Genomic DNA, 26,057 nt, shown 5'->3' with positions numbered 1-26,057 from the left:
TATTAGATTCTTCTGATTCCTTGCGTCAAGCCTGATTGAGATGCTCTTACCCTGGGCAAAAATGGTGATGCCTTTTACTTGAAAGACAGCTTCTAATCGATCAATGGTTACAGGCACTGAATATTGACTAAGCTGGCTAATGATGCCGTTGTTTGCATTCATAGCAGTGAATTTCTTGTAAGATAAAAACTGGGTGATATGGTCTTTGGGCTTTTCAAAGATTGAGGTCTGACAATCCGGGGTGATCGTCAGGACGACGACCTAATATCCAGTGGTATTTGCGATCGCTCTTTGAAATTGGCAGGTCGTTGATGCTGGCAATACGCCATCGCATGAATCCATGTTCGTCAAACTCCCAATTCTCATTGCCGTAAGAACGGAACCAGTTGCCGGAATCATCATGCCATTCGTAAGCAAATCGGACAGCAATTCGGTTGTCTTGAAAAGCCCAAAGCTCTTTGATCAGACGGTAGTCCAATTCTTTAAGCCACTTATGTGTCAAGAATTGTGCGATCGCCTCACGACCAGATAGAAATTCTGAACGGTTGCGCCAAACGCTATCCGACGTGTAAGCGAGTGATACTAGTTCAGGGTTACGTGTGTTCCAAGCATCTTCTGCAATTCGGACTTTTTGGATAGCGGATTCACGATCAAAAGGCGGCAGGGGTAGTCGAGGATTTTCGGCGTTGGTCATAGTATCAATGAATACCACCTGCGATGTGCAGCGTTTCCCCAGTGATCCAACCTGAATCGGAGGACGCGAAGAAGACAGCAGCAGGTGCGATGTCCTGCACTTGCCCGATGCGACCAAGCGGGGTTTGCGCTTCAACCTGTTTGCGAAAATCGCTTTCGAGAACTCCCAATGCTTGCAGTCCCTCTGTTTCTACCATGCCAGGATTAATCGAGTTAACACGGATCTGGCGTGAACCCAGTTCTTTGGCGAGTGACTTTGTTACAGCATCGACAGCTGCTTTGGTGGCATTATATACCGAGCCAGTCGCGGGTGTGGCGGTGCTGGCGATGGAACTAATGTTGATAATACTACCGCCTGCCGAGCCAAAGTACTTTGCTGCTTGTTGGGAGGTAAGAATTAATCCCAGTACATTGAGATCGAACTGTTTATGGAAATGCTCTTCTGTGATGTCTTCGAGCGGCAGATATTCATAAATTCCGGCATTATTCACCAAGATGTCAAGTCTGCCAAATGTCTGCTCTGTCTTGACAAAAAGACCTTCGACCTCTGCTTTTTTGGTAACATCTGCCTGTACTGAGATCGCCTTGCCACCTGCACTAGTAATTTCATCAACCACGCGATCAGCTGCTTCTTTACTAGAGGCGTAATTGACGACCACTGCTGCACCTTCGGCTGCCAGATGTTTGGCAATTGAAGCACCAATTCCTTTAGATGCTCCCGTTACAACTGCGATTTTTCCTTCTAGTTTTTTCATGATGATTTCTTAATATCTGGCAGCGTGAACTTCACAGTTTCGCTTGTGATTACTTTGTGCGTGGGGTCAGCTAGTTCGATCAGTACCTTGTGCGCGCCAGGTTCCAATCCGACCAGGATGATCGTTTCCCCACTGGCATCGACAAAGTGCCACGGCGCGTCGTCAACGGTGATGTGGATATGACCGATGCGCGGCGATACTTCGAGGGCACCTTTGCCAAACACTGGCAAGATACGCAAATTCTCCGTCCGGTACTGGATGAAGACGCGTCCCTGTGCTAGCGGTTCGGGAAGCGGTGGATCGACAATCAGCTTGGGTGGTGCTTCGTTTTCAATCGCAATCAACGGTGATGATCCAATAATGTCCCTAGCGCTCGGTGTGTGGCTGTTCATAACAGATAATTACCTGAGAGTAAAATGGCACTAAAAAAAGGGAAAATCATTGAGGCAGCAGGGGTGCAGTGTTTCGACTACGCTCAACAACCGGAGCAGAGGAGCAGGGGAGAAAGAAGAAGTTTAAGGTATACGAACGGATATTTAAAAATTCCCCTCTGCACTCCTGCACCTCTGCAATCCTTACGCTGCCAACCCTTCAGCTTAACTTAGTGCCATTCTGCTTTACCATTTTCCCCTACGCTAACTCGGTAAGCAGCAAAGCGATGGAGGAGCGTCTTTTCATTTCCCCAAAAACATCGATCGCATTTTATTGCAGATGTTTTTTCAATTCAGCAGCAGCTTGAACAAACAGAGAGCGAACTTCTGGCAGATCGGCTAAACCATTGAGCAGTCCAAAGTCATGAATCATGCCGTTGTACTGCACCGTTGTCACCTCTACCCCAGCTTCATCGAGCTTGCGTCCGTAGGCTGTGCCTTCGTCATGCAAAATATCGCTCTCTGCAACTGCAATTAATGCTGGAGGCAAGCCTTTGAGTTGCTCAACTGTCGCTTGTAAGGGAGATGCGTAGATGTCTTTGCGCTTTTCTGGGTCAGGGATGTACAGGTCATACATCCACTTCATCGTGGGTACGGTTAAGTACCGTTTGTCGCCGAATTGATGATAAGAATTCGTTTCAAAATCGGCATCGACGATCGGCCACATCATGATATGTAACTTGATGTGTGGTCCTCCGTTTTCTTTCGCCTTCAAAGCCGTGACTGCTGTCATATTTCCGCCGACACTGTTGCCGACCACTGCCAGATTCTTGCCATCCACCCCAATCTCCTCACCATGCTCGGCAACCCATTTGGTCGCAGCATAAATCTCATTGATCGCCTGTGGGTACTGAGCATCTGGCGTGCGCGTGTAGTTGACAAAGACCCCTGCAAACCCTGAAAGCACAACCAGATCGCGAACCATGCGCTTGTGTGTTGGATAATCACCCAGTATCCAACCCCCACCATGAATAAAGATGAAAACAGGCAATGTGCCTTTGACGCCTTCTGGTCGCACGATATTGAGCGTAATCGAATAACCGTCAGCAGTAATTGTCTTCTCAGACTCTTCAATGCCTGAAAGGTCTACTGGAACAGAAGCCTGTGCATCCACGAGAACTTGACGCGCTTCGAGTGGAGGTAATGTCTCTAGAGGCACACCTCCTGAGTTCAGCACTTTCAAAAATGCCTTCACTCCTTTAGAAAGACGTGGATCGTCTGCAACTTCCAAAATCTTTGCTTGTGAATTTACTTGAGCAACCATGACATTCTCCTTTGATAATTAGTAAACAATTTGTTGAAATGACACTGTTAAGTGAATTGGTTTAACAGTGATGCTCGATCGGCAGCGATCGTGAAATGGCGATCGCTTTCTACCGACATCGTTTCCCAGGCGGAATTATTTGTTACTGCTGAAAAGATTATCCACCTAGCGGGTTGCTGCCTCGATCGGTTGTTTCCACACCGCAGCAGCATAGAGTGAGTCCTCAAAATCGGGGGCAATATCGCCTGTGATCCGTGCCTCATGATGCGCCCAGTCCTTAAAGAATAAGTCGTGACTGATGCGCGATACTATTGCAGGTACGTCGCGGCGGATGCTATGGATGTCACCAACTGGCAATCCGAAGCTGACCAAACCAGCAGGATTAAATACGTGAATGTCTTTCAGATAAGGGGCAGTGCCAGGTACTTTTTCTTGGTATTCGTGGGCGCTACCGAGGTAAGGATGTGCCGCCAAACCGTCGTCGCGCAGGTCTTCTGGTGGCTGGTAGCGATCGCGCCAGAGGGCAATATGCTGGGCAAAGTCGGCTAGTTCGGGACGCTTTGTTGGGTCAACGAAGTAACCAGTGCCAACGATCGCAAAATCAAACTCGAAAATATCATCGTTCACCTCGATAGCAATGCGTTCGCCTTTGGCGGCGGCTTCCGCATCGCCGAGTTTCCGTGCCGATTTCCAAGGTGCAGATAGATGGATGTGAAAGTTCGGGAAAGCGATCGCTCGCTTAATCGAGTTCGGGGGTGGCGCGGTGCCTGCTTGACGAAAGTGCCAAGCCTGGAACCAGCGGGCTGCATCGGGTAGTTGGGGATAGTTGTCGTAAGCACCAGGGTAATCCCGTACCCGAAGGACTGACAGAGATGCGATCGCCGATCGCCGTACAAATAGATGTACTGCCTTAGCTCCCGATTCCAGCGCCACTGCTGCTGCATCGAAAGCTGAAGCTGCCGCACCCAGCACCGCCACAGTCTTACCGCGCAGTGCTTCAAAATCGATGGCATCGGCGGTATGTGCGTACAACGTGCGGGGTAAGTCATCCAGTATTGGAGGTATGTACGAACCACCCGTGCCAGCCACGCCATTGGCGAAGATAATTTTGCGTGTAGTCTCTAAGAGCGGGACACCGTTTACCTCAAGGTGTAGGCGGAAGAAACCTGCGACTGGTTCAATCCGCACCAACTTCGTCTGGTAACGAACCTGGATACCCAGGAAATGCCGATACCAACTGAGGTACTCAGCCCAAGCCACTCGCTCAATGCGATCGATCTCTGCGTAGGCTGCCGCACCGTGCCGCGCTTCGTACCAGGCTTGAAAGGACAATTCTGGGATGCCTAGTTCTGGACCAGGCAGATGTTTCGGTGTGCGGAGCGTTCTCATCCGCGCTCGCGTCAACCACACGCCTGCATGAGCCTCGTCATCGGCTGCATCGATCTCTGTCACGCGACCGATCCCTGCACGTCGTAGCGCAAATACAAAGGTGCTACCGCTACCGCTGCCACCTATTATAGTGACATTGTGATCGATGCCAGGGCGATCGGGCACCCAGTTATCGGGATCGGGACCGAGCAGGCGTAGTGTTTCTCGGGCAGTAAAATCGGAATTGCTCGTTGTCATGTCGATCTCCTTAGATATCGTTGCGATAAATGAAAAAATCGGAATAGTAGACAATTAAGCTGTTATTAAGTTTTTGTTCGTGGGTTTGGATTCGCTAGAACGTGTTATGGACAACTGCCAGAAGCTAGAAAAGGGTTCGTGTTGCTACCACGTCGTTGGGTAGTTGAGCGCAGTTTTGCATAGACGGCTCGATTTCGCTGTTTAGCACGAGATAGACATAAACTGCTTTGTCTAAACCACCATGAACTTAAGTGATGGACGAAAGGCTGGTAGGCTTACGACCGGCAATTCGTTTATCAACAGCGTGAAGCTCACTGTTACTGCCAGGTCAAGCGAGCAGGCGCAACGATTCATTCCAGAGCCGCTCGGCATTGTCTGGGTTCAGGGCGTAGGGGGCAACTCCACTCAGATAGCCGTTCCCATTGGTGACGGGAGTGGCTTCATTGCAGTCCTCGAAATAGCGTCCGCCAACGCCCTTTAGTAGCAAAGAGGTTGCCAACAGAACGGAAGTTGCCGCACCCTGCGCTATTGTCTTCTGCCGATCAGGTGGGGTTTTAAGACCGCCCGTATGACGCTGGAGGTTGGTTGCGATCGCACCAGGCATCAGGGCATTAGCGGTAATGCCATCCTTGAACCAGCGCGCAGTAGCACCCACAGCAAAGAGGATGCTTGCGGTCTTGGACTGTCCATACGCTAACCACGGATCATAAGGACGGAACATGAAGTGAATATCATCGAACACAATGGGCGACATCAGGTGTCCGCTAGAACTAACCGACACGATACGGGCAGCACCCTCTGCGGCGAGAGCGTCGTGTAGTCCGAGTGCTAGGGCAAAGTGTCCGAGATAGTTAGTGGCAAATTGCATCTCCCAGCCTTCGGGTGTGCGCTGTTCGGGCAGTGCCATTACCCCTGCATTATTAACGAGGATGTGCAACGGCTCACGCCAGGCAGCAATGAACTTAGCAATTGAGTTGCGATCGCTTAAATCAAGCGGAGCAACATGAATATTCCGGTTCCCAGTAGTAGCCATAATGTCAGCTGCGACTTGCGCTCCAGCATCGGTATTACGTATAGCTAGTGTGATGCTCGCTCCAGTTTGAGCCAGTGCCCGCGCCGTTTCTACGCCGATGCCCGATGCGGCTCCCGTAACGATCGCCCGCTTGCCGGAAAGATCAATTCCTTCTACGACCTCGGCGGCGGTGGAATGTCGTCCGAATGGTGTTGTAATCAGTGCCATTGTGTATTCCTTTACAGAGGTCGAGTGTTCTGTTTACCTAACATCGACCGATAAATGCTCAACAGGTATGATAATCTGAGATTGATTAAAGACGATCGCCCGTTTCTAAATAGATGAATACGCCGGATTTTGGACGTTAGATTTGCTGAAAACCGTTCGTGCTGTGCGACCTGCTTTAATTAAATCCGCTGCTTTCTCACCAATCATGATGGTGGGTGCGTTCGTATTTCCGGTCGTGATGGTGGGCATGATGGAGGCATCTACAACCCGTAACCCTTCAATTCCATGTACTCGTAGTTCAGGATCGACCACTGCCATTGAGTCAATGCCCATTTTGCAAGTGCCAACGGGATGCCACACTGTGTTGCAATTGTTGCGGATATAAGCAACGAGTGCTTCATCGCTCTGAACGTCAGCACCCGGAGCAATTTCCTCACCTCGAAACTCATCAAAATGACTCATCTGAAACAATTGGCGTGCTAGTTTAATTGCAGCGACTAACTTTTGCACATCGGCTTCACTTTGCAGATAGTTCATCCGAATCATGGGGGTGTCTTGCGGATCAGATGAGCGCAAACTCACACTGCCACGATTTTGCAGACGGGTCAAAGAGACAACATCCGTGAACCCAAAAGCAGCAGCAGGATAGCCAAGCGGCAAGAACTGGACAGGAGCGAAGAAAAACTGTAAATCAGGTGCAATCTCTGAGTTGCCTTCGCTATGTAAGTACAGTACAGCTTCTCCGATACTACTCGTGCTAGCAAAGTGTAGATCCTGAATTGACTGATAGACCACAGGAACCAGAATGTGATCTTGCAGGTTTTGACCCACTCCCTGCAAATCTAATACAACAGAAATCCCCAATGCCTGTAACTGTGAGGCATTGCCAATCCCGGATAGCATTAGAAGCTTAGGCGAATCGAATGCACCCGCACTTAAAATGACTTCCTTGTTGACTCTAATTTGGTGCAGCATTCCCTCATGCAGATATTCTACGCCAACCGCGCGAGTGCCCTCCAACAATAATCGAGTCACCAACGCCCCAGTTGTAACGGTCAAATTAGAACGCCCGAGAATGGGCAGAAGGAAAGCAGCCGCAGCACTGTGCCGTTTACCATCCTTGATGGTGTGTTGTAAAAGTCCTGCTCCTTCCTGCTGCTTTGCGTTGAAATCAGGGTTATAGTCATAGCCTGCTGCAACACACGTCTCTACAAATCGGTGAGAAATCGGAGCAGGCGCAATCAGATCGCTTACGCTCAACTCTCCATCCACACTGTGATAGTCATCAACACCGCGCTGCTGGTGTTCGGATTTTTTGAAATAGGGTAAGACATCCTCGTAACTCCAACCGGGATTTCCTAATTCCTGCCAATGGTCGTAATCGTGATGGCTGCCTCGAATATAGATCATGAAGTTAATCGAACTGCTGCCCCCTACGACTTTGCCACGGGAACAAAGGATCTTGCGGTTGTTCAGATCCGGTTCTGGTTCGGAGAAATAGCCCCAGTCCACTTCAGTGCCAATTAGATTGACGCATTCTGCTGGGATTTGGATTTCCGGTTTCGTCGCTGGATTGCCCGCTTCGAGCAACAGTACAGTGATTTCTGGGTCTTCTGTGAGACGATTGGCAACCACACAACCTGCTGACCCTGCACCGATTACAATGTAGTCATAATTAGTCATAAAGTTCTCTTCCTCTGTTATCTACAATGGATAAATGGAGTCAAGAATGAACTGATTTAAAGAGCGATCGCTGAAGTACTGTTAGAGGTTGTTTGAAAAGTATTTTGCTGTGACTTTAGATACTTTCAGATCCCCCCTAACCCCCCTTAAAAAGGGGGGAACCGGAGTCAAAGTCCCCCTTTTTAAGGGGGATTTAGGGGGATCTAAAACGTTTTGCTACCAAGAAGAGGACTTTTCAAACATCCTCTTAGTTATTCATTTACAACACCTGATCTGCTGAATTTAACTGCGTACCAATGGTGTATCCACCAAATGTTCTGCTAGAAACCAAACTTGCGTCTCATTGGTTCGTAGGACTTGGCTCACTAATAAATCGTTAGTACCACTATCTTGATTCGCTGCTGTTTTATCGATCGCTACTCTCAATTCCCCAATGATTAACTCGTGGGCTTCCAGTAACCGCGACAACATCACAGGTACTTCCTCAACGCCGTTGGGCGGACGTTTAATCTTAGTGACTTCTGCTACATGACGCGGATCAGCGATCGCCACACCTCCCAGGGTTTGTACTCGTTCACCCAGTGCATCAATTAACTCAATCTGTTCGCTAGCGTGTTTGTCGAGCAACAGATGTAATTGATAAAACGTATGTCCACGCATCAACCAGTGATGTTTCTTGTAAAGGTGATAGAGAATAATCGTATCTGCCAAAATCTGATTGACTAAAACACAGCTTTCGCTGCGGGCAGTAGGGTTGAGAACAATTGGCAAATCACGAAGAGTCCCATACTGCTGAATTTCATATCCATGTTGATGCAGTAAGGGTTGACTGCCATCGACTTCAGTGATACTTGTATTTTGAGTCTGCACGATCGGATCTCCTAGAGTCAATAATTAGGTCTGTTTTATTTGTATGTACCGAGAAACTGCTTCTCTTAAAATTGCGATTACTTCACAGCAGTGCTGGCTGCTTCAATCACTTTGGTAACTTCTTTTGGATGAGAGATAAAAGGAACATGACTGGAGTTAACTTCGGTTGTCTTAGCATTAATCCGTTTAGCCATAAATCGTTGAAGTTCAGGGTTGATGGCGCGATCGCTTTGAGTCACGATAAACCAGGAAGGAATCGTTTTCCAGGCGATTTCATTCACTGATTGCTCAAACGCTGCGCTGGCGATCGGCTTTTGGGTTGCTGCCATCACTCGCGCCTCAGCCTTTGATACGTCCTGGGCAAAAAATTCGTGAAACTTCCCGCGATCAATATAGAGAAAGTTTTCAGCATCAGATACAATTGCCGTACTAATCGGAGGTGCTGCGTACCTTTTATTCAAATCACTCGTCTTTTCACCGACATCTGGGGCGAAAGCATTAACATAAACCAGAGCTTTCACCTGTGGATTGCCAGCCGCCGCACCCGTAATCACATTTCCACCATAGGAATGTCCAACTACTACAACAGAACCCTTCTGACTCTCAATTACCCGCTTCGTTGTTGCCACATCATCAGCAAGAGAAGTGAGCGGAATCTGCACAGCAGTCACTCTGTAGCCATCCTGCTCTAACAATGGAATAACGTGTTGCCATGATGTACCGTCAGCATAAGCCCCATGAACGAGAACGATCGCAGGTTTAGAGTTGGACGCTTGAGGTAATTCCTTGGAGGTGGCTGGTGTTGGATGCATTGATATTCCAACGACAACACTTAATGCAAATAACCACGGCAACAATTTTTGAACTTTTTTCCATGTAAAAACCATCATGGCGATCGCCTCTGTATTCTTGCTAAATTGCTGAAATCTCTGATTCTTGTTGTCGGTATAGAAGTTATGAAATACTTATTAAGATAAGCATCAAAAACCTTAATCATTTGCAGCAACAATGGCTGCCATTATCTGCTCAACAGTCCAGCGATCGAGATAGCGAATTCCATTAATAAACAAAGCGGGTGCAGCCTCCACTCCACTTCGCTGTCCACCTTCGATATCTGCATTGATCCGATCGACATAGGTTCCCCTGGATAAATCCTGCAAAAATTGAGAAATATCAAGTCCTAAACGATTGGCGTACTCTACTAGATAGCCATTCTCTAATTCTTGTTGATGAATGAACAATAGCTCATGCATTTGCCAAAACTGCCCTTGAGCCGCTGCTGCTTCCGCAGCTTGGGCTGCCCGTTGAGCATGTGGATGAATCTGGATTTGTGGAAAGTGACGGAAGATAAAACCTAAATTGTTTTCTCCAAACGAAACCTTCAATTGTTGCCCGGCAACTTTAATTAATCGATAGACGTTGGCACTTTGAAAACATTCATAATCTCCATACATGACGAATACTACAGCAGCATTCAGTACACCTTGAATATGATCTTGGGTTGAAGGCGGAACGAATAAAGAATAATTATCACGGTTGTAAGTCATGTTTCGGTTTGTATTAAGCAATACTTTTGCCTTACAACCCAACTGCGCTAACGTTGCTATGGATTTAATATAAACAATTGACCCTCTTTTGTAGTCCACTCTGGGTTGGCATTTTTATACAATCGAGTGATGGATGAACCCGTCCGTCTCGCAGTGGAAGGTTGTCTCCAACTAAAGTTGGAATTTGGATACCAACTTTAGCACAGCTTATAAACTGACAATCCCACGCTTAACAGCAGTAATCACGGCTTGTGTGCGATCGCTCACGCCCAGTTTGCTTAAAATCCGATTTACATGCGATTTGACGGTACTTTCACCAATACTCAAAACAGTCGCAATTTCCTGATTACCCATTCCTTGTGCCATCAAACGCAGCACTTCCAACTCTCGTTCACTCAGTTCTGGATTGATCATTCGCTGCAATAATTTTGCGCCCACTTCTGGCGGAATGTATTTCTGACCATTATGAATGGCGCGAATCGCATTCAAAAGCTCGCCAAGTTTAGAATCCTTAAGCAGATAGCCTTGAGCGCCCGCCTGTAAACCGCGATAGATATCTTCATCACCATCGTAGGTTGTGAGTAACGCGATCCTAGCCTGCTTAAATTCAGCACAAATGGCCATAATGGCTTCAACACCTCCCATTTTGGGCATTCGTAAATCCATTAGTGTGACATCAGGTTGATATTCTCGAAACGCGGCGATCGCCTGTTGCCCATCTTCAGCTTGAGCGATCACTATCATTTCTGGATCGCGGTTAATGATGGTTGCTAGACCCTTTCTGACTATGGCATGGTCATCAACAATTAGCAGTTTAATCTTAGTGGATTGGCTCATTGTAATTCTCACTCAAGGCTTGATAGTGACAATAATTTCTGTTCCTTGACCGGGTTGGCTTTGAATCGTTAGTTGTGCGCCAATGCGCTCTGCCCGTTCGCTCATTCCTAATAAGCCAAACCCACCGCTTAAAGGAATGCTACCTACTCCAAAGCCCCTGCCATTGTCTTTAATCTGTAAGATGCACTGTGTCTCGTTGTACACCAACTCAACCCGAATTTCGGCAGCATCAGCGTATTTTATGGCATTGGTTAATGCTTCCTGCCCAATCCGTAGCAAGTTATTTTCAACCTCGCCTGGCAAGGAATAGGCTGTGCCTTTTATTTCGTAGATCACAGAGGTATCAGCAGCAGATCTCATTTGAGCCACAAGGCGATGAAGGGCGCTATGTAAATTGCCCTCCTCCAATAGCTGAGGACGGAGTGCTGACACCGATCGCCGTGCCTCAGAAAGCCCAATGCGTGCCAGTTCATCAATCATTTCCAGATGTTCCTGAGTTGTTTGGCGATCGTCGCCCAGCACTTGCGTTGCCGCTCCGACTTGCAGCAGAATGCCTGTGAAAGATTGGGCTAACGTATCGTGAATTTCTCGCGCCATACGGTTACGCTCTTCTAGGATTGAGGCTTCTTCAGCACGTTTGCGATCGCTGATGTCTGTGTTTAAAGCATAGTATCCAATGACTTGAGCATTTGCATCGAAATCAGGAATTAAGGTCACACTCAAGTACTTTTTGCCCACTGGCAGAAGCATTTCTGCTTCAAACGTGGTTGTTTCTCCCCCCAGCGCCTGGTTAATGTAAGGTTCTATCATTTGATACGACGTATGATCCATACGATCTACCAGTTCACGAACCGACTTGCCTAAAATTTCATCTCGGCTACAATTACACCAAATCTCATAGGTGCGGTTGACAAAGCGGTAGCGTTTCTCGGCATCGATGTAACCAATACTAACCGGGAGAGCGTCTGTAATGAGCCGCAATTCCTGTTCATGAGCGCGCAGTTCTGCTTCACTTTGCTGTAAAGCTGCTGTCCTTTGAGCAATCTCCTGTTCCAAAGTGCGGTTGTAATTTGCTAAGAGGTGTTCTGCTTGTTTCCGCTCTGTGATGTCTTGAAAGGCTGCGATCGCATAAACTACCTTTCCCTGTTCATCAAAGACAGGAGTGCTCCATGCCTCAACTGGAATGGTTGCGTTGTTTTGGCGAATTTCTCCATCCTCAGTCCTCGTGCGTTCGCCACTCAACGCCCGAATGATTGGCATCCTCTCTGTTGGATAGATTTGATTCGTTCCAGTCACATATAGTTGATAAATCTCTGAAAGTTGCTCCTGTGTTGCGGCAGGATCAACGCCTTTACCCAGCAGCTCAATTCCCTGCTGATTGAAATAGTAAGGGCGACCCGCCGCGTCAATGATGCCAATTCCCACTGGGATCGCCTCTAGAAATTGAGCCATCTGACTTTCGCTAGCGCGGAGCTTTGAGTAAAGTTTGGCATTTTCGATCGCAATGGCTGCCTGAGTGGATAGCAGATTTAAGACTTGCGATCGCTCCGGTGTAAATGCCCCTGATGCCAATTGATTTTCTAGATACAACACGCCCACTAGCTTACCTTGATTGAGCAGAGGCAAACATAAAATTGATTGAGTTTGATTCTGTTGAATATATGGATCATTAATAAATTTACCTTCACGAGTAGCATCATTTAAGATGACAGATTCATGAGTACGAATAACATAATTAATAATTGATTCAGGTAGATGATTTGCAGTTGGGATAGATTGCAGTACTTGTGTAGCATAGACATTCTCACCCTCATTAAGTTCACTAGACGCTTCAATCATCCATTTTCCTGAGTTTTCTAAAATCAAAAATCCTGTTTGTGCGCCAGCATTTTCGATTAATATCTTCATCAAGGAACGGAGCAGCTGATCTAGTTCAATTTCGCTCGAAATCGCCTGAGTTGCCTTCATCACTGCCGTTAAATCAAAAGCGATGTGTGAGGTATTAGAGGTGGTTCCAGCAGTAGTGCGGATTGGTGTAGAAGCTGCGTTGGATAAATGAGGAAATAATTGCGGATAGCGAGTTTCTAAATCCTTGACTTTTGCCGTTGCTCCCCAACGCTCATAGCAGTAGTGAGCTTCTTTCATATAGGTTTGGGCAATTTTTTCCCGACCCCGCACCAGATAATGTTTGGCAGCTAATTCGTAGGCTAAGGCTTCTTCTTGAATGTACTCATTGTCTCTAGCACCAATAATTGCTTGTTCGTAGAACTCTTCTGCGTCAAATAACCGCCCTAAAACTCGCGCTTTCTCTGCCTCAATTAGATAATATTTATGCAAATAATTCATCGGAGCATAGTCTGCCCAGTGTTTCATTTCTTTTTGATGAGCCGCAACTTTTCTGAGAGTTTCTGACTGTACTTGAGCAAAGCTTTCAGGATATATTGCGAGTCTAGTTAAAGAATCATAGAAATAATACAAAACCTTAGCAAAAGTAGCAGTCATCTGGAGCAAATAATTTTCTGCTATATCTGAGTTCTGAACTGCTTGATTGTACTCATAAAATAAATAGCATAGGAAAAGCTTATTAAGATGTACATTGAAGATTGCAAATCCATCATTTGTTATTTTATGCTGTGGCAGTTTGCTTTCCTCATTGTATGCTTCTCCAATTATACGGAATGGATTAACTGAGCATCCGATTAAATTCAAGATAGACTGCTGATATACCTGATTCCAGGTAAGTGCTACTTCTTGTTTAATTTGACAGATTGCTTCACCATACTTGGTCATATTACGTTCAAGTTCCACGAGTTCTTTCCCGACCGCAAAGGAGTGAAAGCAATAACAATGAGCACAATAGCCAGCAAACTCTAAATCTCCTGTTTCAAGCCCACTTTGATAGCCTTCTAAGAATTGCTGCAATGTTTCCCTGACATGTTTCTTCCACGGGGTAATAAAGTTATTTACAATTGTTACAGTCCGAGATTTGATTGCATGGGTATATGGCTGTGACAAAAGTTTTAGGGCAAGCTGCCCAAATTCGTAACCAGACTCCATGTTTCCAACCATCCCACACAGAATTAACCCAAAGTTTGCATAAGCAACAGGAGATGTAGAGGCATTTCCATTCTGAATTGACAAGCTGACTTGCCTAGACGCAAATAGAGGCATCAAATTAGGAGCCGCAATTTGGGTAACGGTCGTTATCCTTGATAGAATTCTCATTGCTTCTAACTTATGTGCTTCGACCATTTCTGGCAAATAGCTCAACCCTTCAATCGGCATCTCGTTAAAGAGTGATGCGATCGCGTCTATTTCAAGCTGAATATCCAACTGACTTGGCTGTTCGCAAAACCTGATTCCCAGTTGCTGTAAAACCTGCAATGCCGTATTGATTGCTTCTAAGAGATGGTTCTGCGCGATGTAAGTTTGGATTTTAATGTCATAAATTTTTACGGTATCAAGAACTGTTTTAGCTGATTGTAGAACGATCGCCGCCCAGGATTCTACCTGCTCAAAATCGCCACACAAGAATGCAACTTCTGTAGTTTCTAAATATAACTCTAAGGTCAAGTCATAGTTGGTTTGCCAGCTAGAAGCTGCTAGCCAAACTCTTGCTGTAGCTAAATATTTTTTGGCGACCTTATAGGCGATCGCAGCTTTTGCTTTCTGTCCGGCGATTAAATTTAATCTAGCAATTTCATTGCGTTCTAGTTGATCTGTGACAAGCTCAATTCCATGATTAAGATGATCGACAATTTCAAACAGCCGCTCTGATAGCTCCTCTGGCAAAATTTTTCCAAGGAGATTACGGCCAATTTGTAAATGAACAACTTGTTTATGCGCCTCACCGATTAAGGCGTATGCTGCTTGCTGCACGCGATCGTGTAAAAACTTATATTCTTCAATTAACAAGTTTTCATCTAATTCAGATAGTGGTTGAATTAATCCAACTTGTATGGCTGTTAGTAAATCTTGAAAAACAGTTTCAGGTGGTTTATCACAAACAATCGATAGAGTATCTAAATTAAACTCAGCACCAACGCAAGCAGCTAACCGGAGAATTTGCTGTGTATTCTCTGGCAGTTTCTTCAACTTAATCAGCATCAACTCCACAACATTATCAGTGATATCTTGGGCTTGGATCTGAGCTATGTTCCACTCCCAACTTAAGTATTGTGCATCAAAGGTCAATAAATTTTCGCTATGCAGCATTCTCAAAAATTCACTGACAAAAAAAGGATTGCCCTCAGTTTTATGCAAAACTAACTCAGCTAATGGACAAACAATGTCTGCATTTTGATGTAGCGTCTCGGCAATTAACTGACTCAATGGCTCAAGCGTTAATGGTGCTAAGATAATTTCCTGAAGTACTGCCCCTTGTTTTCGCAGTCTCTCTAGCATTAATGCTAATGGATGCGTTGGATTTACTTCATTATCTCGATAGGCTCCAATCAAAAATAGTGATTGGGTTTGCTCATCTAGCAGCATCAACTCAATTAACTTCAGCGTTGCTGAGTCTATCCACTGCAAATCATCTAAGAAGATCACCAGGGGATGTGATTCTGAACAAAACACCCGCACAAACTGCCTAAAGATTCGATGAAAGCGATTTTGAGCTTCAGTTGCTCCAACTTCTGGTACAGGCGACTGCTTGCCGATAATTAATTCAACTTCTGGGATGATATCAATGATGATTTGTGCGTTGTTTCCCAAAGCTGTAAGTAAGAGCGATCGCCACTGTTGCACTTTGTCATCAGGTTCACCCAGCAGTTGCTGCATCAATTTTTGCAGAGCATCTGCGATCGCGCTGTAGGGAATATTGCGCTGAAATTGATCGAATTTACCAGAGATAAAATAGCCGCGCTTTTGGGTAATTGGTTTATAGATTTCTTGCACTAACGCAGATTTACCAATGCCAGCATAGCCAGACACCAACATCATTTCAACTTGGAATTTTGGTTCGCCTCTTTGCTCGCTTTGTGAAGTTGTTTCTGAATTGTTTGGTAAAGCAGGAATGGGATTTGACTCTGGACACGCTACGCGAACAAACGCCGCCAGTAACATTGCAACTTCCTTGTCCCGTCCATACAGTTTTTGGGGAATTTGAAACTGACCCGAAGCGTCTTGAAGCGCCAGTTGAATGCTAGAGATTTGACCGATTTGTGCTAATTGTTCAGCACAGATTTCTAAATCCGCTTTGATGCCCCAGGCACTTTGATAGCGATCCTCTGCGTTTTTCGCCATCAATTTCAAAATGATATCTGAAACGGCTTTAGGGATCACTGCATTCAGTTCGTGAGGTGGAATAGGCTGTTTGGCGATATGACAATGGACTAGCTCCAGCACGTCTGTGGTAGGAAATGGTAGTTGTCCGGTGAGCAGTTCGTAAAATGTCACACCAAGGGAGTAGAAATCAGTCCGGTAATCGAGCAAACGGTTCATCCGCCCAGTTTGTTCTGGAGATAGGTATGCAAGTGTCCCTTCTAAAACATGAGGACTTTTGAAAGTCGGATTTGTGCGGTTAAATTGGGTGGCAATCCCAAAGTCAATAATTTTGACAACGCCAGTATCCAGATTAAAGACTATGTTTCCAGGGTTGATATCTTTATGAATAATATTGGCTGCATGGATTCTGCCCAGAATGTCGCAAACAGCGATCGCAAGACCAAGAAAAGTGGATAAAGGCATCGGGTAGAATATATCTGGACGCTTCTGCATCCATTGCTCTAAGGACTCTGCCCCAAAATCTTCTAGGAGAATCACCAGAGTGCGTTGATAATCCTGCTGACTGTATGCCTTCACCGCTCCTTGCAAGTTAAGGGAACTGATAATTTTATATTCCTGTCTGTAACGGGTTAGTTCTTGAGGTGAGGGATAATCAAGCTTTAGCATTTTTACGACGATCCCTACTCCGTCGTCTCTGATGCCCCGATAAACTAGAGAATTAGAACTTTCGTATATCTTGTCTTGGATAGCAATACCAGGTAGAGCAATCATAGAGCAACTCTTAGGAGTATAATCTGGCATACCTCAAACTATACAGCAATTCTTATGCGGGTTGAGGATCTAGCTCTTCAAGCCAATATGTCTCCTTCTTGGGTTAGACTTTGGGCTTTCGGAATCTGCGGTTTGTCGAATAGTTTTTAAAATACTTGAAACCCTTGATTTATCGTTACAATAGTATTAGTAGTTAATAACCCCCAGAGGGTTAGTCTGAGTGCTATTGAGCTTACTCGTCGTTAGAAGATTCCTTATCTTCTTCGTCATCCTTGTCAAAATTTGTATTGCTGAGGGGGACTTATGGGTGAATCGAAACGCCGAAAGGCAATATTAGGCAATCACTATGGTTTGCCTAATATTTTCAATGAAGTCCAATCAATGTGGACGCAGATTAATTTCTCGCTCAAGCGAGTCAAAGATTCTGATAATGGATGTTTACTTGTTCAGTGTTCCAACAACGACCGAGGATTCCATCAAGACACTATTGCCCAAATTCAAAAAGAAATAGAAAATTGGAAATGTGATTTGGATATTCCTATCTTGATCCAAGTTCTCCCGAGGGAAGTTAAAAATTCAGAAACTAAACTTTTTGATGGGTTCGTTACCCTTTGGTGCAATTGTCCTGAATTTGAATTGTGGCGAGAAATATTTGAAATTAAACGAGTTTAGTAAACTTTGTTGCATTAAATTATTGTTTCCTAGCTGCACCATCATTTCTGTTGCCTCCACTCGATTTTGTACTCCCGTTCCACAGCCGCCAGCAATTTTGCCTGCAAGGATGACAGATACGGTTTAGCTTGTTTCCCCAACCCCTGCAACAGCCAATCCACAGAAGAGTCACGGTTAACCACTTCATGCAATTGCTGTAACCTCACACATAGCTGCTGCATAAAAAAGCAATCTTCGTCAAGTAATTCCAGTAACTTCAGGTGTTCGATTTTTACAGTGTAGTCGCCGTCCCATGTCTGGACTGTACAACTATATTCGCCAACATGAGTTACCACACCCCAATAACCCGCTTTCCCTCTCAAGTCAGGATTGTCTTTGGGCAGAAGAACACATATCTCCCCAACGTGGTAAGGATTGGGTACTTTCGTCCTTTCGCGTATCCTATCTACAACATCTTTCACTATGCGACCGGATGGAATTTTATTGCCAGCTTGCTCCACTGCCTGTTGCCATACATCCGCTTGCACAGCCGGTTCCAACTCGGCTTTCGCCAAAAAACGCAATTGTCGTTCGTTGGTCGGCATTGGAATTTGCCGACCAATGGTCGGCAAAAACTTTTGAAGATTTTCATAAACCACAGTAGCCGAAATCTTCAAGTAAGCCGCGTCACGACTATAATTGAAGCGTTCGCGGCAGTATTCTTCAAAAGTCCGGTGCGTGGAACGGTACAGCCGTCTGTCCCTCAACTCCATAAGCGCCTGACCTGCTGATAAAAATGCCCTTTCTACCTGACGTTCCAATTGCAAGCGTAAGCTTTGTTCTTCTTCGGTCAACTCTGTAACTTCAACAGCAGTAACCGTAATCGTTGCTGAGGCTGGGTTGTCTTGCTCAAAAGTATTTTCCTTTACAGAGTCGGTTGCTAGCTTTGGTTCCTCAGATGTCGCAGGGGTAATTTTCTTGCGTCTGGATGGTGGTTTGTTCATTGCCCCACCTCTAGGCTGACAGCAGTCGAACAAATATTGAATTGTGTCATCATGGAAATATAGAGTTTTTATTTATGCCCCCATCCTTTAAACAGGTTGGGGTTTTTGGTTGCTTTTTATATTTTGCAGCCTTAAAGCACTACCAAATATAAAACTCATTGAAAAATCTCATAGAGCAATTATCAAAAAAAACACCACATCAGAGCCACCACAACAACAAAATACTGTTTGGGCGTATTCTAGAAAATACCCTCTTCAACACACGGGTAAAACAACAGCTAATGCTTGATTATTTGACCGCGAGTATTGCATTTTGGATGACTTTGTTTGGAGTACAAGAGTCGTTGTTAGAATTTCGCCTGGGTTATCTCGGTCGCTACTGGTTTCTTGCGATTAGCGCTAGCCTACTCCTTCCAGCAAGGCAGAGATACCCTTGGCACGGAATTTGGTGAAGATAGGTACTGCGGAATTGGCGCTATATGTTGAACTAATTACAAAATTAATAATTTTGTAATTGTTGTCTAGTTCTGTCATTTTTGAGCATGAACATAGTCTACAAAGTAAAATTTAGGAACAAGCCAAAATTTGAGCCAAGTGTAAGCTGCTAAACTTAATAGTGCTGTAATAATTAGCGTTAAACCAAGCTTGACTCGAAGCGGATCTGGGAGGATAGCAACTCCTGAAATAGTAATAGCAGAGTATGCCAACAGTACCACTTGCAAACGCTGGATCAGCCTTAGCGCCCCTCGGCAGCTACTACAGTGCTGAGTATGTTGTTTGTAGCGATCAAGCAGTACAGTCCGACTGTCATTAATATTTGAGTTTTGTAAGAAATTAATTCCAACTTCATTCCACGGTAAATCCCCATTACAATACTTTTCAAACCAATTCCTAAACTCAATCACTAAACGATCTGCACTTGTAGGTAGCTTGTAGGCAGTTTTCCAGCTTTCAACTAACTTTTTTTGTTGAAAAAAACGCTCTTGCTGATGTAGAAGAATCATATCTCCATCAAGAAGTGGATTCCGAATTATGATGTGTTCTAACCAACGAGGTAATAAACTATAGATTGTTTTAGCAAAATTAATAGGAAATTGAGCCACTATTCTTGATCTGCCTGGAGACACTGGAATACAGTAAGTGACAATTCCTAACTGCTTTCCAGAACCAACACTAATTGCATATTCTAAGCGGCAAGGTGGTTCAAAAGTAATTGTTGTTCGTCCTGAGCTTCTTTCAATAACTGCTTCAATTAAATTTACTGTTGATTTCTCAATATTAATAGGTATAGGTACTCCTTGCTCTCGAATGCCTTGCACTTTATGATGTGCAAAAGGAACATGACTTGGATCTGCCACATTTTCAACAAGAGTTTGCCAATCATATTCTAAGTCGCGTACAAAAGAATCCCAAACAAAACCTTTGCTAGCATCTACTTGAGGTGACAGAGGTAATGGCGTAGTTGCAGCCTGTTCTGCTGATCTAGCATCTGGCCAAACCCAAAGTAAATCATTTTGCTGACGAACAGGGAATGTAACTGCACAGAAGTTTTTTTGATTCCTAGTAATAATTTCTGGATCTTCTGCTTGGGGAATATATGTACAAACTCCTTGAGAATCAAACTGCCAGCCGTGATAACTACACATCAAGTTACCCGTCTTTTCATCAACACGTCCTTCACTTAAGGGAGCAAGGCGATGAGGGCATTGATCTAGAAATACTTGGTAAGCTTTAGATGATTTAGGCTTCCAAATGACTAAGCGTAATCCCAGAATAACAACTGTGGTGGGGCATTTGGGATTGATATCTTCGATAGGAGAAAGCGGATACCACTGTCGAAAAAAATCAAAATCAGATTGTATTTTTGTATTCATTTGAGTAAACAAAAAGTAATTATACGTTTAGTATATGCAACCGCCATCAAGAGATATTAATGGTAAGCAGCCAATGAACCGTGAGTGATAACAGATAGATAAATCGTCAAGTGAGGCAATAGCGCTTGGTCAAATGATTGACCAGAGTGAAAAAGCTCAAGATGGCAAGAATTTTGAACACTAATTCCAGATTTGAGTTTTTTCAGAAATGTTGGGATAATGACTCAGTGCTTATAGATTCTTATCGAAAAGTTGATTACCAAGTTTTGTCAGTGGGGTATTGCTTGCATAGAGGGGAAGTTCAATGATTGCAATAGATAGAGATATAACTGATTAATCGCATATATTAACGTCATGGTCAAAATCATTTAAATCATTTGTAGCTAGTTCTTTTTAAACTTTATAATATTTTCGTGTAAAAAAAAAGGATTTAGCTACAGGTGCAGAAGACAAAAATTAAAATAGGATGGGGAAAAGCTAGTCATTTTTTATTTAATACTAGTATATTATATTACATATCATTTTCAAATCCAATTGCGGCACAAATCGTTCCAGATACTACTCTCACTAACAATTCTCGCGTCACTAATCAAGGCAGTATTAATATTATCAATGAAGGAACTAGAGCAGGAACTAATTTGTTCCACAGCTTTCAAGACTTTTCTGTTTCTACTGGGAATACTGCTTTCTTTAATAATGCTGCTGATATTACAAATATTATTAGTCGTGTCACAGGCAAATCTGTTTCTAACATTAATGGTTTAATTCGTGCTAATGGAACAGCTAACCTATTTCTGCTCAACCCCAATGGAATTATTTTTGGTTCTAATGCTCAACTAAATATTGGTGGGTCATTTGTCGCAACCACAGCCAACAGTATTAAATTTGCTGACGGTAAACAGTTTTTTGCTCAACCCAACCAGAAAGAACCATTGCTAACAATTAGTGCCCCTACAGGGCTAGCATTTAGAGATAATTCAACTGGAACTATTCAAGTTTTAGGTGGCGGACATCAAATTACACCAAATGCAGGTTTATTCCCTACCATAGTAAACAACAATTTAACAGGACTTTTAGTACAACCAGGAAAGACTTTAGCTTTAATCGGGAGTAACGTAAATGTGGAAGGTGGCATTATAACCACTCCAGGGGGACAATCTGAGTTGGGTAGTGTAGGGTCTGGTTTTGTTGACCTCAAATCCAATAACCAAGGATGGACTTTTGATTACGAAGGAGTTCGCAAGTTTGAAGATATTCAGTTATCGAAACAAGCTTTAATCAATGCTAGTGGTACAGGCGCTGGAACAATTCAGGTACATGGCAATAATGTCCATGTGACAGACGGTTCAACAATGTTGATTCAGAATTTAGGCGAGACTTCATCTGGAAATATTAATATTAATGCTTCTAGCTCTTTGGTTTTGGAAGGAACTTCTCCAGATGGCAATGTTTCTAGTAGTATACTCACGGAAACAGTAAATACTGGAAAAGGTAGCGATCTAAAAGTTTTTACCCAACGATTAACGCTTCAGGATGGAGCAAGAGTGGGAGCAGGTACATACAGTAACGCTTCTGGAGGTAACGTAACTATTAATGCCTCTGATTTTGTGCAATTGCTAGAAAACAGGCTTGCTAATCCTTTTCGTCGTGGAGATACTATTAGCCTAATCAGTGCTGCTACTTTCGCTTCTGGGCAAGCAGGTTCTGTTCAAATGTCAACAGATCAGCTACGAATTACTGACGGAGGAACAGTGGCATCATCAAGCTTCGGAACTGGAGATGGAAACAACGTTATTGTCAATGCAGATTCTATCGAAATTACAGGGATAAAACCAGAGCGTTCTGCTCCAAGCACCATAGCAGCCGCAGCTTTTAATGCTGGAAATGCTGGAAGTATAAACATAAATACATCACAATTGCGATTGAAAAATGGAGGAATAGTTAATTCTGTTGCTTTTGCTACTGGAAATGCTGGCAGTATAAATATTAATGCTGAAAACTTTATAGAAGTAAGTGGAAAAGCTTCTAACTCTCAACCTAGTTTTATAAGTTCATCTGCCAATGTTGCAAATGAAACTGTCAGAAAAATATTTGGACTACCTTTGATACCAACTGGCTCTGCTGGAAATATAACCATTGACACTCCTCTTTTAAATATCAACCAAGGCGGTTTAATTAGCGTAGCAAATGGAGGTTTGAGTGATGCAGGAAGACTTAAAATTAAGTCCAATAGGATTAACATTACAAACAACGGAAGCGTTACGGCAACCACTACTGCCGGACAGGGTGGTGATATTAATATTACCTCAAATAATATTTTTATACGCAATGGAATTATCTCCACAACTGCTGGTCAGCAAGACACAAATGGTGATGGTGGCAACATCAATATCAACACAAATATCCTAGTTCTTGCGGAAAACAGTAGCATCACAGCTAATGCTTTTAAAGGACGAGGCGGAAATATCCTGATAAATGCTCGTGGATTATTTTTCTCTCCCAACAGTAAAATTACAGCTAGTTCACAATTCGGATTGAATGGTGACGTTCAGATCAACGGCTTTTACGTTGACCCTAATGGCATTGAGTCCGTGCCATTCGGACTTGCACAAAGTCCAAAAGTTGCATCAGCTTGCGAGGGACAGTCAGATGTGGCAGAAAGTGAATTTGTTATGAGTGGCGTGGACAGATTACCTCTGAGTCCTAACGATGTACCACCTATTAAACCAACTTGGCAAGATAATTTTGTATCTAGTCAGGTCAACAATAATTCAGAGGAGCCAAAATTGCAAAAACAAGCAACACAAATTGTAGAAGCTCAAGGTTGGGTGCAAGACTCCTACGGGAATGTAACCTTGACGGCAGAAGCAAATTCAGCAACACCTCATGCTGTGTCGTTCGCTAGCTTATGTTCTGAAGAAAATGTATCAAAAAGTACTATTACAACCCATGCCCAGCAATGATTAGACGCCGAGACTGGTTTAAGTACGTATTTTCAAGCATTCTAGGGCTATTAACAGTTGTAGGCAAGCCATCCATTATCGCTGCTCAAGCTGTAAATAAAGAAGCACAAAAACGTAATCAAGCCCGACTACTGACCAAAATAGGAGAAAAGTATTTAAATGAAGGACGAGCATCGGAGGCCCTTGAGTCCTGGAAATCAGCCACAAAAATTTATCGTCAACTTGGCTACGAAGAGGGTATTACTGGCAGCTTAATTAACCAAAATCTTGCCCTACAAGCTTTAGGTTTAAATCGTTTTGCTTGTAACACTCTATTACAAGCTCTAAAGCTAAATACAGATACTAAGATTTGTGCCATCTTGCTACAACAGTCTACTGAATCTACAACAAAACTATTGATAGCAGAGATTGATAAGCAAAAACATTTGCCAGTAAATCTATTTGCATGGCAAAACTTAGGAGATGTCTTGCGCTTAATTGGTAAATTAGATGAATCAAAGGTTGTTCTCGGAAAAACGCTATCAATTGTTCAAAAAACGTCTACTGCTGATACTCATGAGCTTTTGCTGTCATTAGCTAATACTCAAGAAGCTATTTATAAGCAAGCACGAAATAAATATTATGAAGTAGAAGAACCAGATTTCAAAAATGAAATTGTGGAGATGATTCAGCAACAAGCACTCAATTCACTTGAAATTTATCATCAAGTGAATCTGGTGTCAGCAAATTATCCAGTAACACAATTCAAATCTCAACTACATCATTTGAGCTTGCTAATAGATTTTGATAATTTCTTAACAACAGAGTTAAAATTAGGTAATTCAAAATTAGTTGAAATTCGCAATCAAATTCAACAACAAATTAAACCTTCTGTTAACATAATTTTAAAAAAATCTTCTATATTCTCTCAATTATCAGCTACCCAACTTGTTTATACCAAGCTCAATTTTGCTAATAGTTTAAGCAAAATTCCAGATCAGCAATTACGTTCATTAGCTATTGAATATGGTCAGTCCGCTTTGCAAACAGCTAAAAGTACAAGTAATCAGCGAATCAAGTCTTACAGTCTTGGCACTCTGGGTAAATTACAACCAGAAAAATCAGAAGCATATTTTTTAAAAGCTTTAAGTTTGGCTCAATCAATTCAAGCAGAAGATATTGCTTACCAATGGCAACAACAGCTAGGCAACTTGTACAACAAGCAAGGAAGGGCTAAAGAAGCCCTCATAATGTACAAATCTGCTATTGACAACCTGGCACATATTCGTGACAGCATATTGTCAAGCAATATAGATATACAGTTCTTCTTTCAACAAGAAGTAGAACCTGTGTACCGTGATTATATGAAGTTACTTTTGAAAGATTCTAATCCTAATCTCAAAGAAGTAATTAAAATAAACGAACGTTTACAAACAGCACAGTTAGAAAATTTTTTAAAATGTGGTAAGCTTGACCTAATTGCTCTCAATGATATTCCAGACTTAAATAGTGCTTATGGGATCATTCATATCATTGATTTGGATGACACTATAGAAGTTATTGTACAGTCTTCAGACCGCTCTCTTCATCATTACTCTGTTGAAGCAAATATAGTTAAAGATAATGTTAGTGATCTTTTATGGAGTTTACAGGATCAGAAACTCGCTACTATTGATGTCCAACAAATTCTTTTGCCTTCTCAAGCACTTTATGAAAAATTAATTGCGCCAATAGCATCATATTTACCTGCATCAGGAACATTGATATTTATCTTAGATAAATCTTTTCAAAGTATACCAATGAGCATATTATATAATGGGAAAAATTATCTACTCGAGCAGTACAGCATTGCAGCCACTCTCGGTTCTAGAATTAGATATCCCAAACCCTTATCAAAAAAGCGGTTTACAGCTCTCATCGCTGCTTTGTCTAAGCCCAGCCCCAGCTTGTTAGATCGCAACGCTCCTAAAGGCGTCAGATCACTACCCAAAGCCAAAGAAGAAGTAAAAGATGTCCAAAGTCAAACACAATCTTCCCTTACACTACTAGACGAAAAGTTTACTACTCCCCGTCTAGAGCAAGAAATAAGTAAAAATAATTTCCCAATCGTTCATATTAGCACTCATGGACAGTTTAGTTCAGACCCTTTGAAGACAGTACTTCTAGCCTATGATAAGGTCATCAATATTAGAGAATTTGACAAATTATTAAAAGGTAAAATTAAAACTGATACAGATGCAATTGAGTTATTAGTTTTAAGCGCCTGTCAAACTGCAAAGGGTAATAAAAAGTCAGCATTAGGAATGGCTGGAGTAGCCGCACAAGCCGGTGCGAGAACTACGATAGCTACTTTGTGGCTAGTAGATGCGGATTCTACTGCTTTATTAATGGAAGAATTCTACAAGGGATTGAAAAATGCTATTCCTAAAGCAGAGGCACTGCGGATCGCACAACTAGCATTAATGAAAAATCCTAAATACGCTCATCATTACTACTGGGCCCCTTTCTTGCTCGTTGGTAGTTGGTTATAAATTCCCACAGTTTTAAACCTTCTTGCACCTTTGATAATTCCTTTAAGTTCTTATTACTGGAGTTTAGACTAAGCCATACAAAATGACCCAGCAGGGCTGAGTTAATCAG

The 26,057-nt window shown here is 43.4% G+C and carries 19 protein-coding genes; 5 read left to right on the top strand and 14 right to left on the bottom strand.

What is annotated here, in order from left to right:
- Positions 1–214 precede the first annotated feature (214 nt).
- The 4 genes from ACM0OX_RS29500 to ACM0OX_RS29485 form a co-directional block, all read right to left on the bottom strand.
- Positions 215–694, bottom strand: a complete 480-nt coding sequence (locus tag ACM0OX_RS29500) for a DUF1348 family protein (RefSeq protein ID WP_414518562.1) — start codon at positions 692–694, stop codon at positions 215–217.
- Positions 695–698: 4 nt separating this feature from the next.
- Positions 699–1,448, bottom strand: a complete 750-nt coding sequence (locus tag ACM0OX_RS29495) for an SDR family NAD(P)-dependent oxidoreductase (protein ID WP_414518561.1) — start codon at positions 1,446–1,448, stop codon at positions 699–701.
- Positions 1,445–1,840 carry a DUF6130 family protein gene (locus ACM0OX_RS29490; RefSeq protein ID WP_414518560.1) on the bottom strand — a complete coding sequence of 132 codons (396 nt, stop codon included), beginning with the start codon at positions 1,838–1,840 and terminating at the stop codon, positions 1,445–1,447. The genes ACM0OX_RS29495 and ACM0OX_RS29490 overlap by 4 nt, the downstream gene beginning before the upstream one ends.
- 310 nt (positions 1,841–2,150) lie before the next feature.
- Entirely contained in the window at positions 2,151–3,143 is a 993-nt protein-coding gene (locus ACM0OX_RS29485; RefSeq protein ID WP_414518559.1) for an alpha/beta hydrolase, read from the bottom strand.
- A 51-nt stretch (positions 3,144–3,194) separates the two neighbouring features.
- On the opposite strand from ACM0OX_RS29485, the gene ACM0OX_RS29480 reads away from it, so the two are divergent.
- Positions 3,195–3,362, top strand: coding sequence for a hypothetical protein (locus tag ACM0OX_RS29480; protein WP_414518558.1), 168 nt, complete (start codon positions 3,195–3,197; stop codon positions 3,360–3,362).
- Here ACM0OX_RS29480 and ACM0OX_RS29475 read toward each other — a convergent pair.
- The 8 genes from ACM0OX_RS29475 to ACM0OX_RS29440 all read right to left on the bottom strand — a co-directional run bounded on the left by ACM0OX_RS29475 (position 3,309) and on the right by ACM0OX_RS29440 (position 16,946).
- Positions 3,309–4,769: a SidA/IucD/PvdA family monooxygenase gene (locus ACM0OX_RS29475; protein ID WP_414518557.1), complete on the bottom strand. Its 1,461-nt coding sequence runs from the start codon at positions 4,767–4,769 to the stop codon at positions 3,309–3,311. The genes ACM0OX_RS29480 and ACM0OX_RS29475 overlap by 54 nt on opposite strands.
- 328 nt (positions 4,770–5,097) lie before the next feature.
- The gene (locus ACM0OX_RS29470) at positions 5,098–6,009 is read right to left on the bottom strand and encodes an SDR family NAD(P)-dependent oxidoreductase (RefSeq protein WP_414518556.1); all 912 of its coding nucleotides are present in this window, start codon (positions 6,007–6,009) and stop codon (positions 5,098–5,100) included.
- 105 nt (positions 6,010–6,114) lie between these two features.
- Entirely contained in the window at positions 6,115–7,692 is a 1,578-nt protein-coding gene (locus tag ACM0OX_RS29465; RefSeq protein ID WP_414518555.1) for a GMC family oxidoreductase, read from the bottom strand.
- Between the two features lie 282 nt (positions 7,693–7,974).
- The gene (locus ACM0OX_RS29460; protein ID WP_414518554.1) at positions 7,975–8,562 is read right to left on the bottom strand and encodes a Dps family protein; all 588 of its coding nucleotides are present in this window, start codon (positions 8,560–8,562) and stop codon (positions 7,975–7,977) included.
- A gap of 77 nt (positions 8,563–8,639) precedes the next feature.
- Complete coding sequence (locus tag ACM0OX_RS29455; protein WP_414518553.1) at positions 8,640–9,452, bottom strand: alpha/beta fold hydrolase; 813 nt, start codon at positions 9,450–9,452, stop codon at positions 8,640–8,642.
- 99 nt (positions 9,453–9,551) lie between these two features.
- The gene (locus tag ACM0OX_RS29450; RefSeq protein WP_414518552.1) at positions 9,552–10,109 is read right to left on the bottom strand and encodes a DsbA family protein; all 558 of its coding nucleotides are present in this window, start codon (positions 10,107–10,109) and stop codon (positions 9,552–9,554) included.
- Positions 10,110–10,316: 207 nt separating this feature from the next.
- A complete protein-coding gene (locus ACM0OX_RS29445) occupies positions 10,317–10,946 on the bottom strand; it encodes a response regulator (protein WP_414518551.1) in 630 nt (209 codons plus the stop codon).
- A 12-nt stretch (positions 10,947–10,958) separates the two neighbouring features.
- Positions 10,959–16,946: an AAA family ATPase gene (locus ACM0OX_RS29440; RefSeq protein WP_414518550.1), complete on the bottom strand. Its 5,988-nt coding sequence runs from the start codon at positions 16,944–16,946 to the stop codon at positions 10,959–10,961.
- Between the two features lie 303 nt (positions 16,947–17,249).
- Between ACM0OX_RS29440 and ACM0OX_RS29435 the strand changes: the two genes are divergently transcribed.
- Positions 17,250–17,618, top strand: a complete 369-nt coding sequence (locus ACM0OX_RS29435) for a hypothetical protein (protein WP_414518548.1) — start codon at positions 17,250–17,252, stop codon at positions 17,616–17,618.
- 41 nt (positions 17,619–17,659) lie between these two features.
- On the opposite strand, the gene ACM0OX_RS29430 is transcribed toward ACM0OX_RS29435, so the two are convergent.
- Positions 17,660–18,601 (bottom strand): hypothetical protein, encoded by a 942-nt coding sequence (locus tag ACM0OX_RS29430; RefSeq protein WP_414518547.1) that lies wholly within the window; start codon positions 18,599–18,601, stop codon positions 17,660–17,662.
- Between the two features lie 158 nt (positions 18,602–18,759).
- On the opposite strand from ACM0OX_RS29430, the gene ACM0OX_RS29425 reads away from it, so the two are divergent.
- The gene (locus ACM0OX_RS29425) at positions 18,760–19,053 is read left to right on the top strand and encodes a hypothetical protein (RefSeq protein WP_414518546.1); all 294 of its coding nucleotides are present in this window, start codon (positions 18,760–18,762) and stop codon (positions 19,051–19,053) included.
- Positions 19,054–19,131: 78 nt separating this feature from the next.
- Here ACM0OX_RS29425 and ACM0OX_RS29420 read toward each other — a convergent pair whose 3' ends face one another.
- Complete coding sequence (locus tag ACM0OX_RS29420) at positions 19,132–20,463, bottom strand: Rieske 2Fe-2S domain-containing protein (protein WP_414518563.1); 1,332 nt, start codon at positions 20,461–20,463, stop codon at positions 19,132–19,134.
- A gap of 452 nt (positions 20,464–20,915) precedes the next feature.
- On the opposite strand from ACM0OX_RS29420, the gene ACM0OX_RS29415 reads away from it, so the two are divergent.
- Positions 20,916–23,438, top strand: coding sequence for a filamentous hemagglutinin N-terminal domain-containing protein (locus ACM0OX_RS29415; protein WP_414518545.1), 2,523 nt, complete (start codon positions 20,916–20,918; stop codon positions 23,436–23,438).
- Entirely contained in the window at positions 23,435–25,948 is a 2,514-nt protein-coding gene (locus ACM0OX_RS29410) for a CHAT domain-containing protein (RefSeq protein ID WP_414518543.1), read from the top strand. Before ACM0OX_RS29415 ends, ACM0OX_RS29410 begins: the two co-directional genes overlap by 4 nt.
- Positions 25,949–26,057: the final 109 nt, after the last annotated feature.

Origin of the sequence: Nostoc sp. PCC 9305, assembly GCF_963920915.1 — a bacterium.
Taxonomy (GTDB): Bacteria; Cyanobacteriota; Cyanobacteriia; order Cyanobacteriales; family Nostocaceae; genus Nostoc.
This window is presented reverse-complemented; position numbering and strand designations above follow the sequence as displayed.

Excerpts from the sequence above, each read along its gene's own strand:
- ACM0OX_RS29430 (WP_414518547.1), bottom strand. The coding sequence starts at position 18,601 with ATGAACAAACCACCATCCAGACGCAAGAAAATTACCCCTGCGACATCT.
- ACM0OX_RS29465 (WP_414518555.1), bottom strand. The coding sequence starts at position 7,692 with ATGACTAATTATGACTACATTGTAATCGGTGCAGGGTCAGCAGGTTGT.
- ACM0OX_RS29450 (WP_414518552.1), bottom strand. The coding sequence starts at position 10,109 with ATGACTTACAACCGTGATAATTATTCTTTATTCGTTCCGCCTTCAACC.
- ACM0OX_RS29475 (WP_414518557.1), bottom strand. The coding sequence starts at position 4,769 with ATGACAACGAGCAATTCCGATTTTACTGCCCGAGAAACACTACGCCTG.
- ACM0OX_RS29435 (WP_414518548.1), top strand. The coding sequence starts at position 17,250 with ATGGGTGAATCGAAACGCCGAAAGGCAATATTAGGCAATCACTATGGT.
- ACM0OX_RS29495 (WP_414518561.1), bottom strand. The coding sequence starts at position 1,448 with ATGAAAAAACTAGAAGGAAAAATCGCAGTTGTAACGGGAGCATCTAAA.
- ACM0OX_RS29470 (WP_414518556.1), bottom strand. The coding sequence starts at position 6,009 with ATGGCACTGATTACAACACCATTCGGACGACATTCCACCGCCGCCGAG.
- ACM0OX_RS29490 (WP_414518560.1), bottom strand. The coding sequence starts at position 1,840 with ATGAACAGCCACACACCGAGCGCTAGGGACATTATTGGATCATCACCG.
- ACM0OX_RS29500 (WP_414518562.1), bottom strand. The coding sequence starts at position 694 with ATGACCAACGCCGAAAATCCTCGACTACCCCTGCCGCCTTTTGATCGT.
- ACM0OX_RS29445 (WP_414518551.1), bottom strand. The coding sequence starts at position 10,946 with ATGAGCCAATCCACTAAGATTAAACTGCTAATTGTTGATGACCATGCC.
- ACM0OX_RS29485 (WP_414518559.1), bottom strand. The coding sequence starts at position 3,143 with ATGGTTGCTCAAGTAAATTCACAAGCAAAGATTTTGGAAGTTGCAGAC.
- ACM0OX_RS29410 (WP_414518543.1), top strand. The coding sequence starts at position 23,435 with ATGATTAGACGCCGAGACTGGTTTAAGTACGTATTTTCAAGCATTCTA.
- ACM0OX_RS29455 (WP_414518553.1), bottom strand. The coding sequence starts at position 9,452 with ATGATGGTTTTTACATGGAAAAAAGTTCAAAAATTGTTGCCGTGGTTA.
- ACM0OX_RS29440 (WP_414518550.1), bottom strand. The coding sequence starts at position 16,946 with ATGATTGCTCTACCTGGTATTGCTATCCAAGACAAGATATACGAAAGT.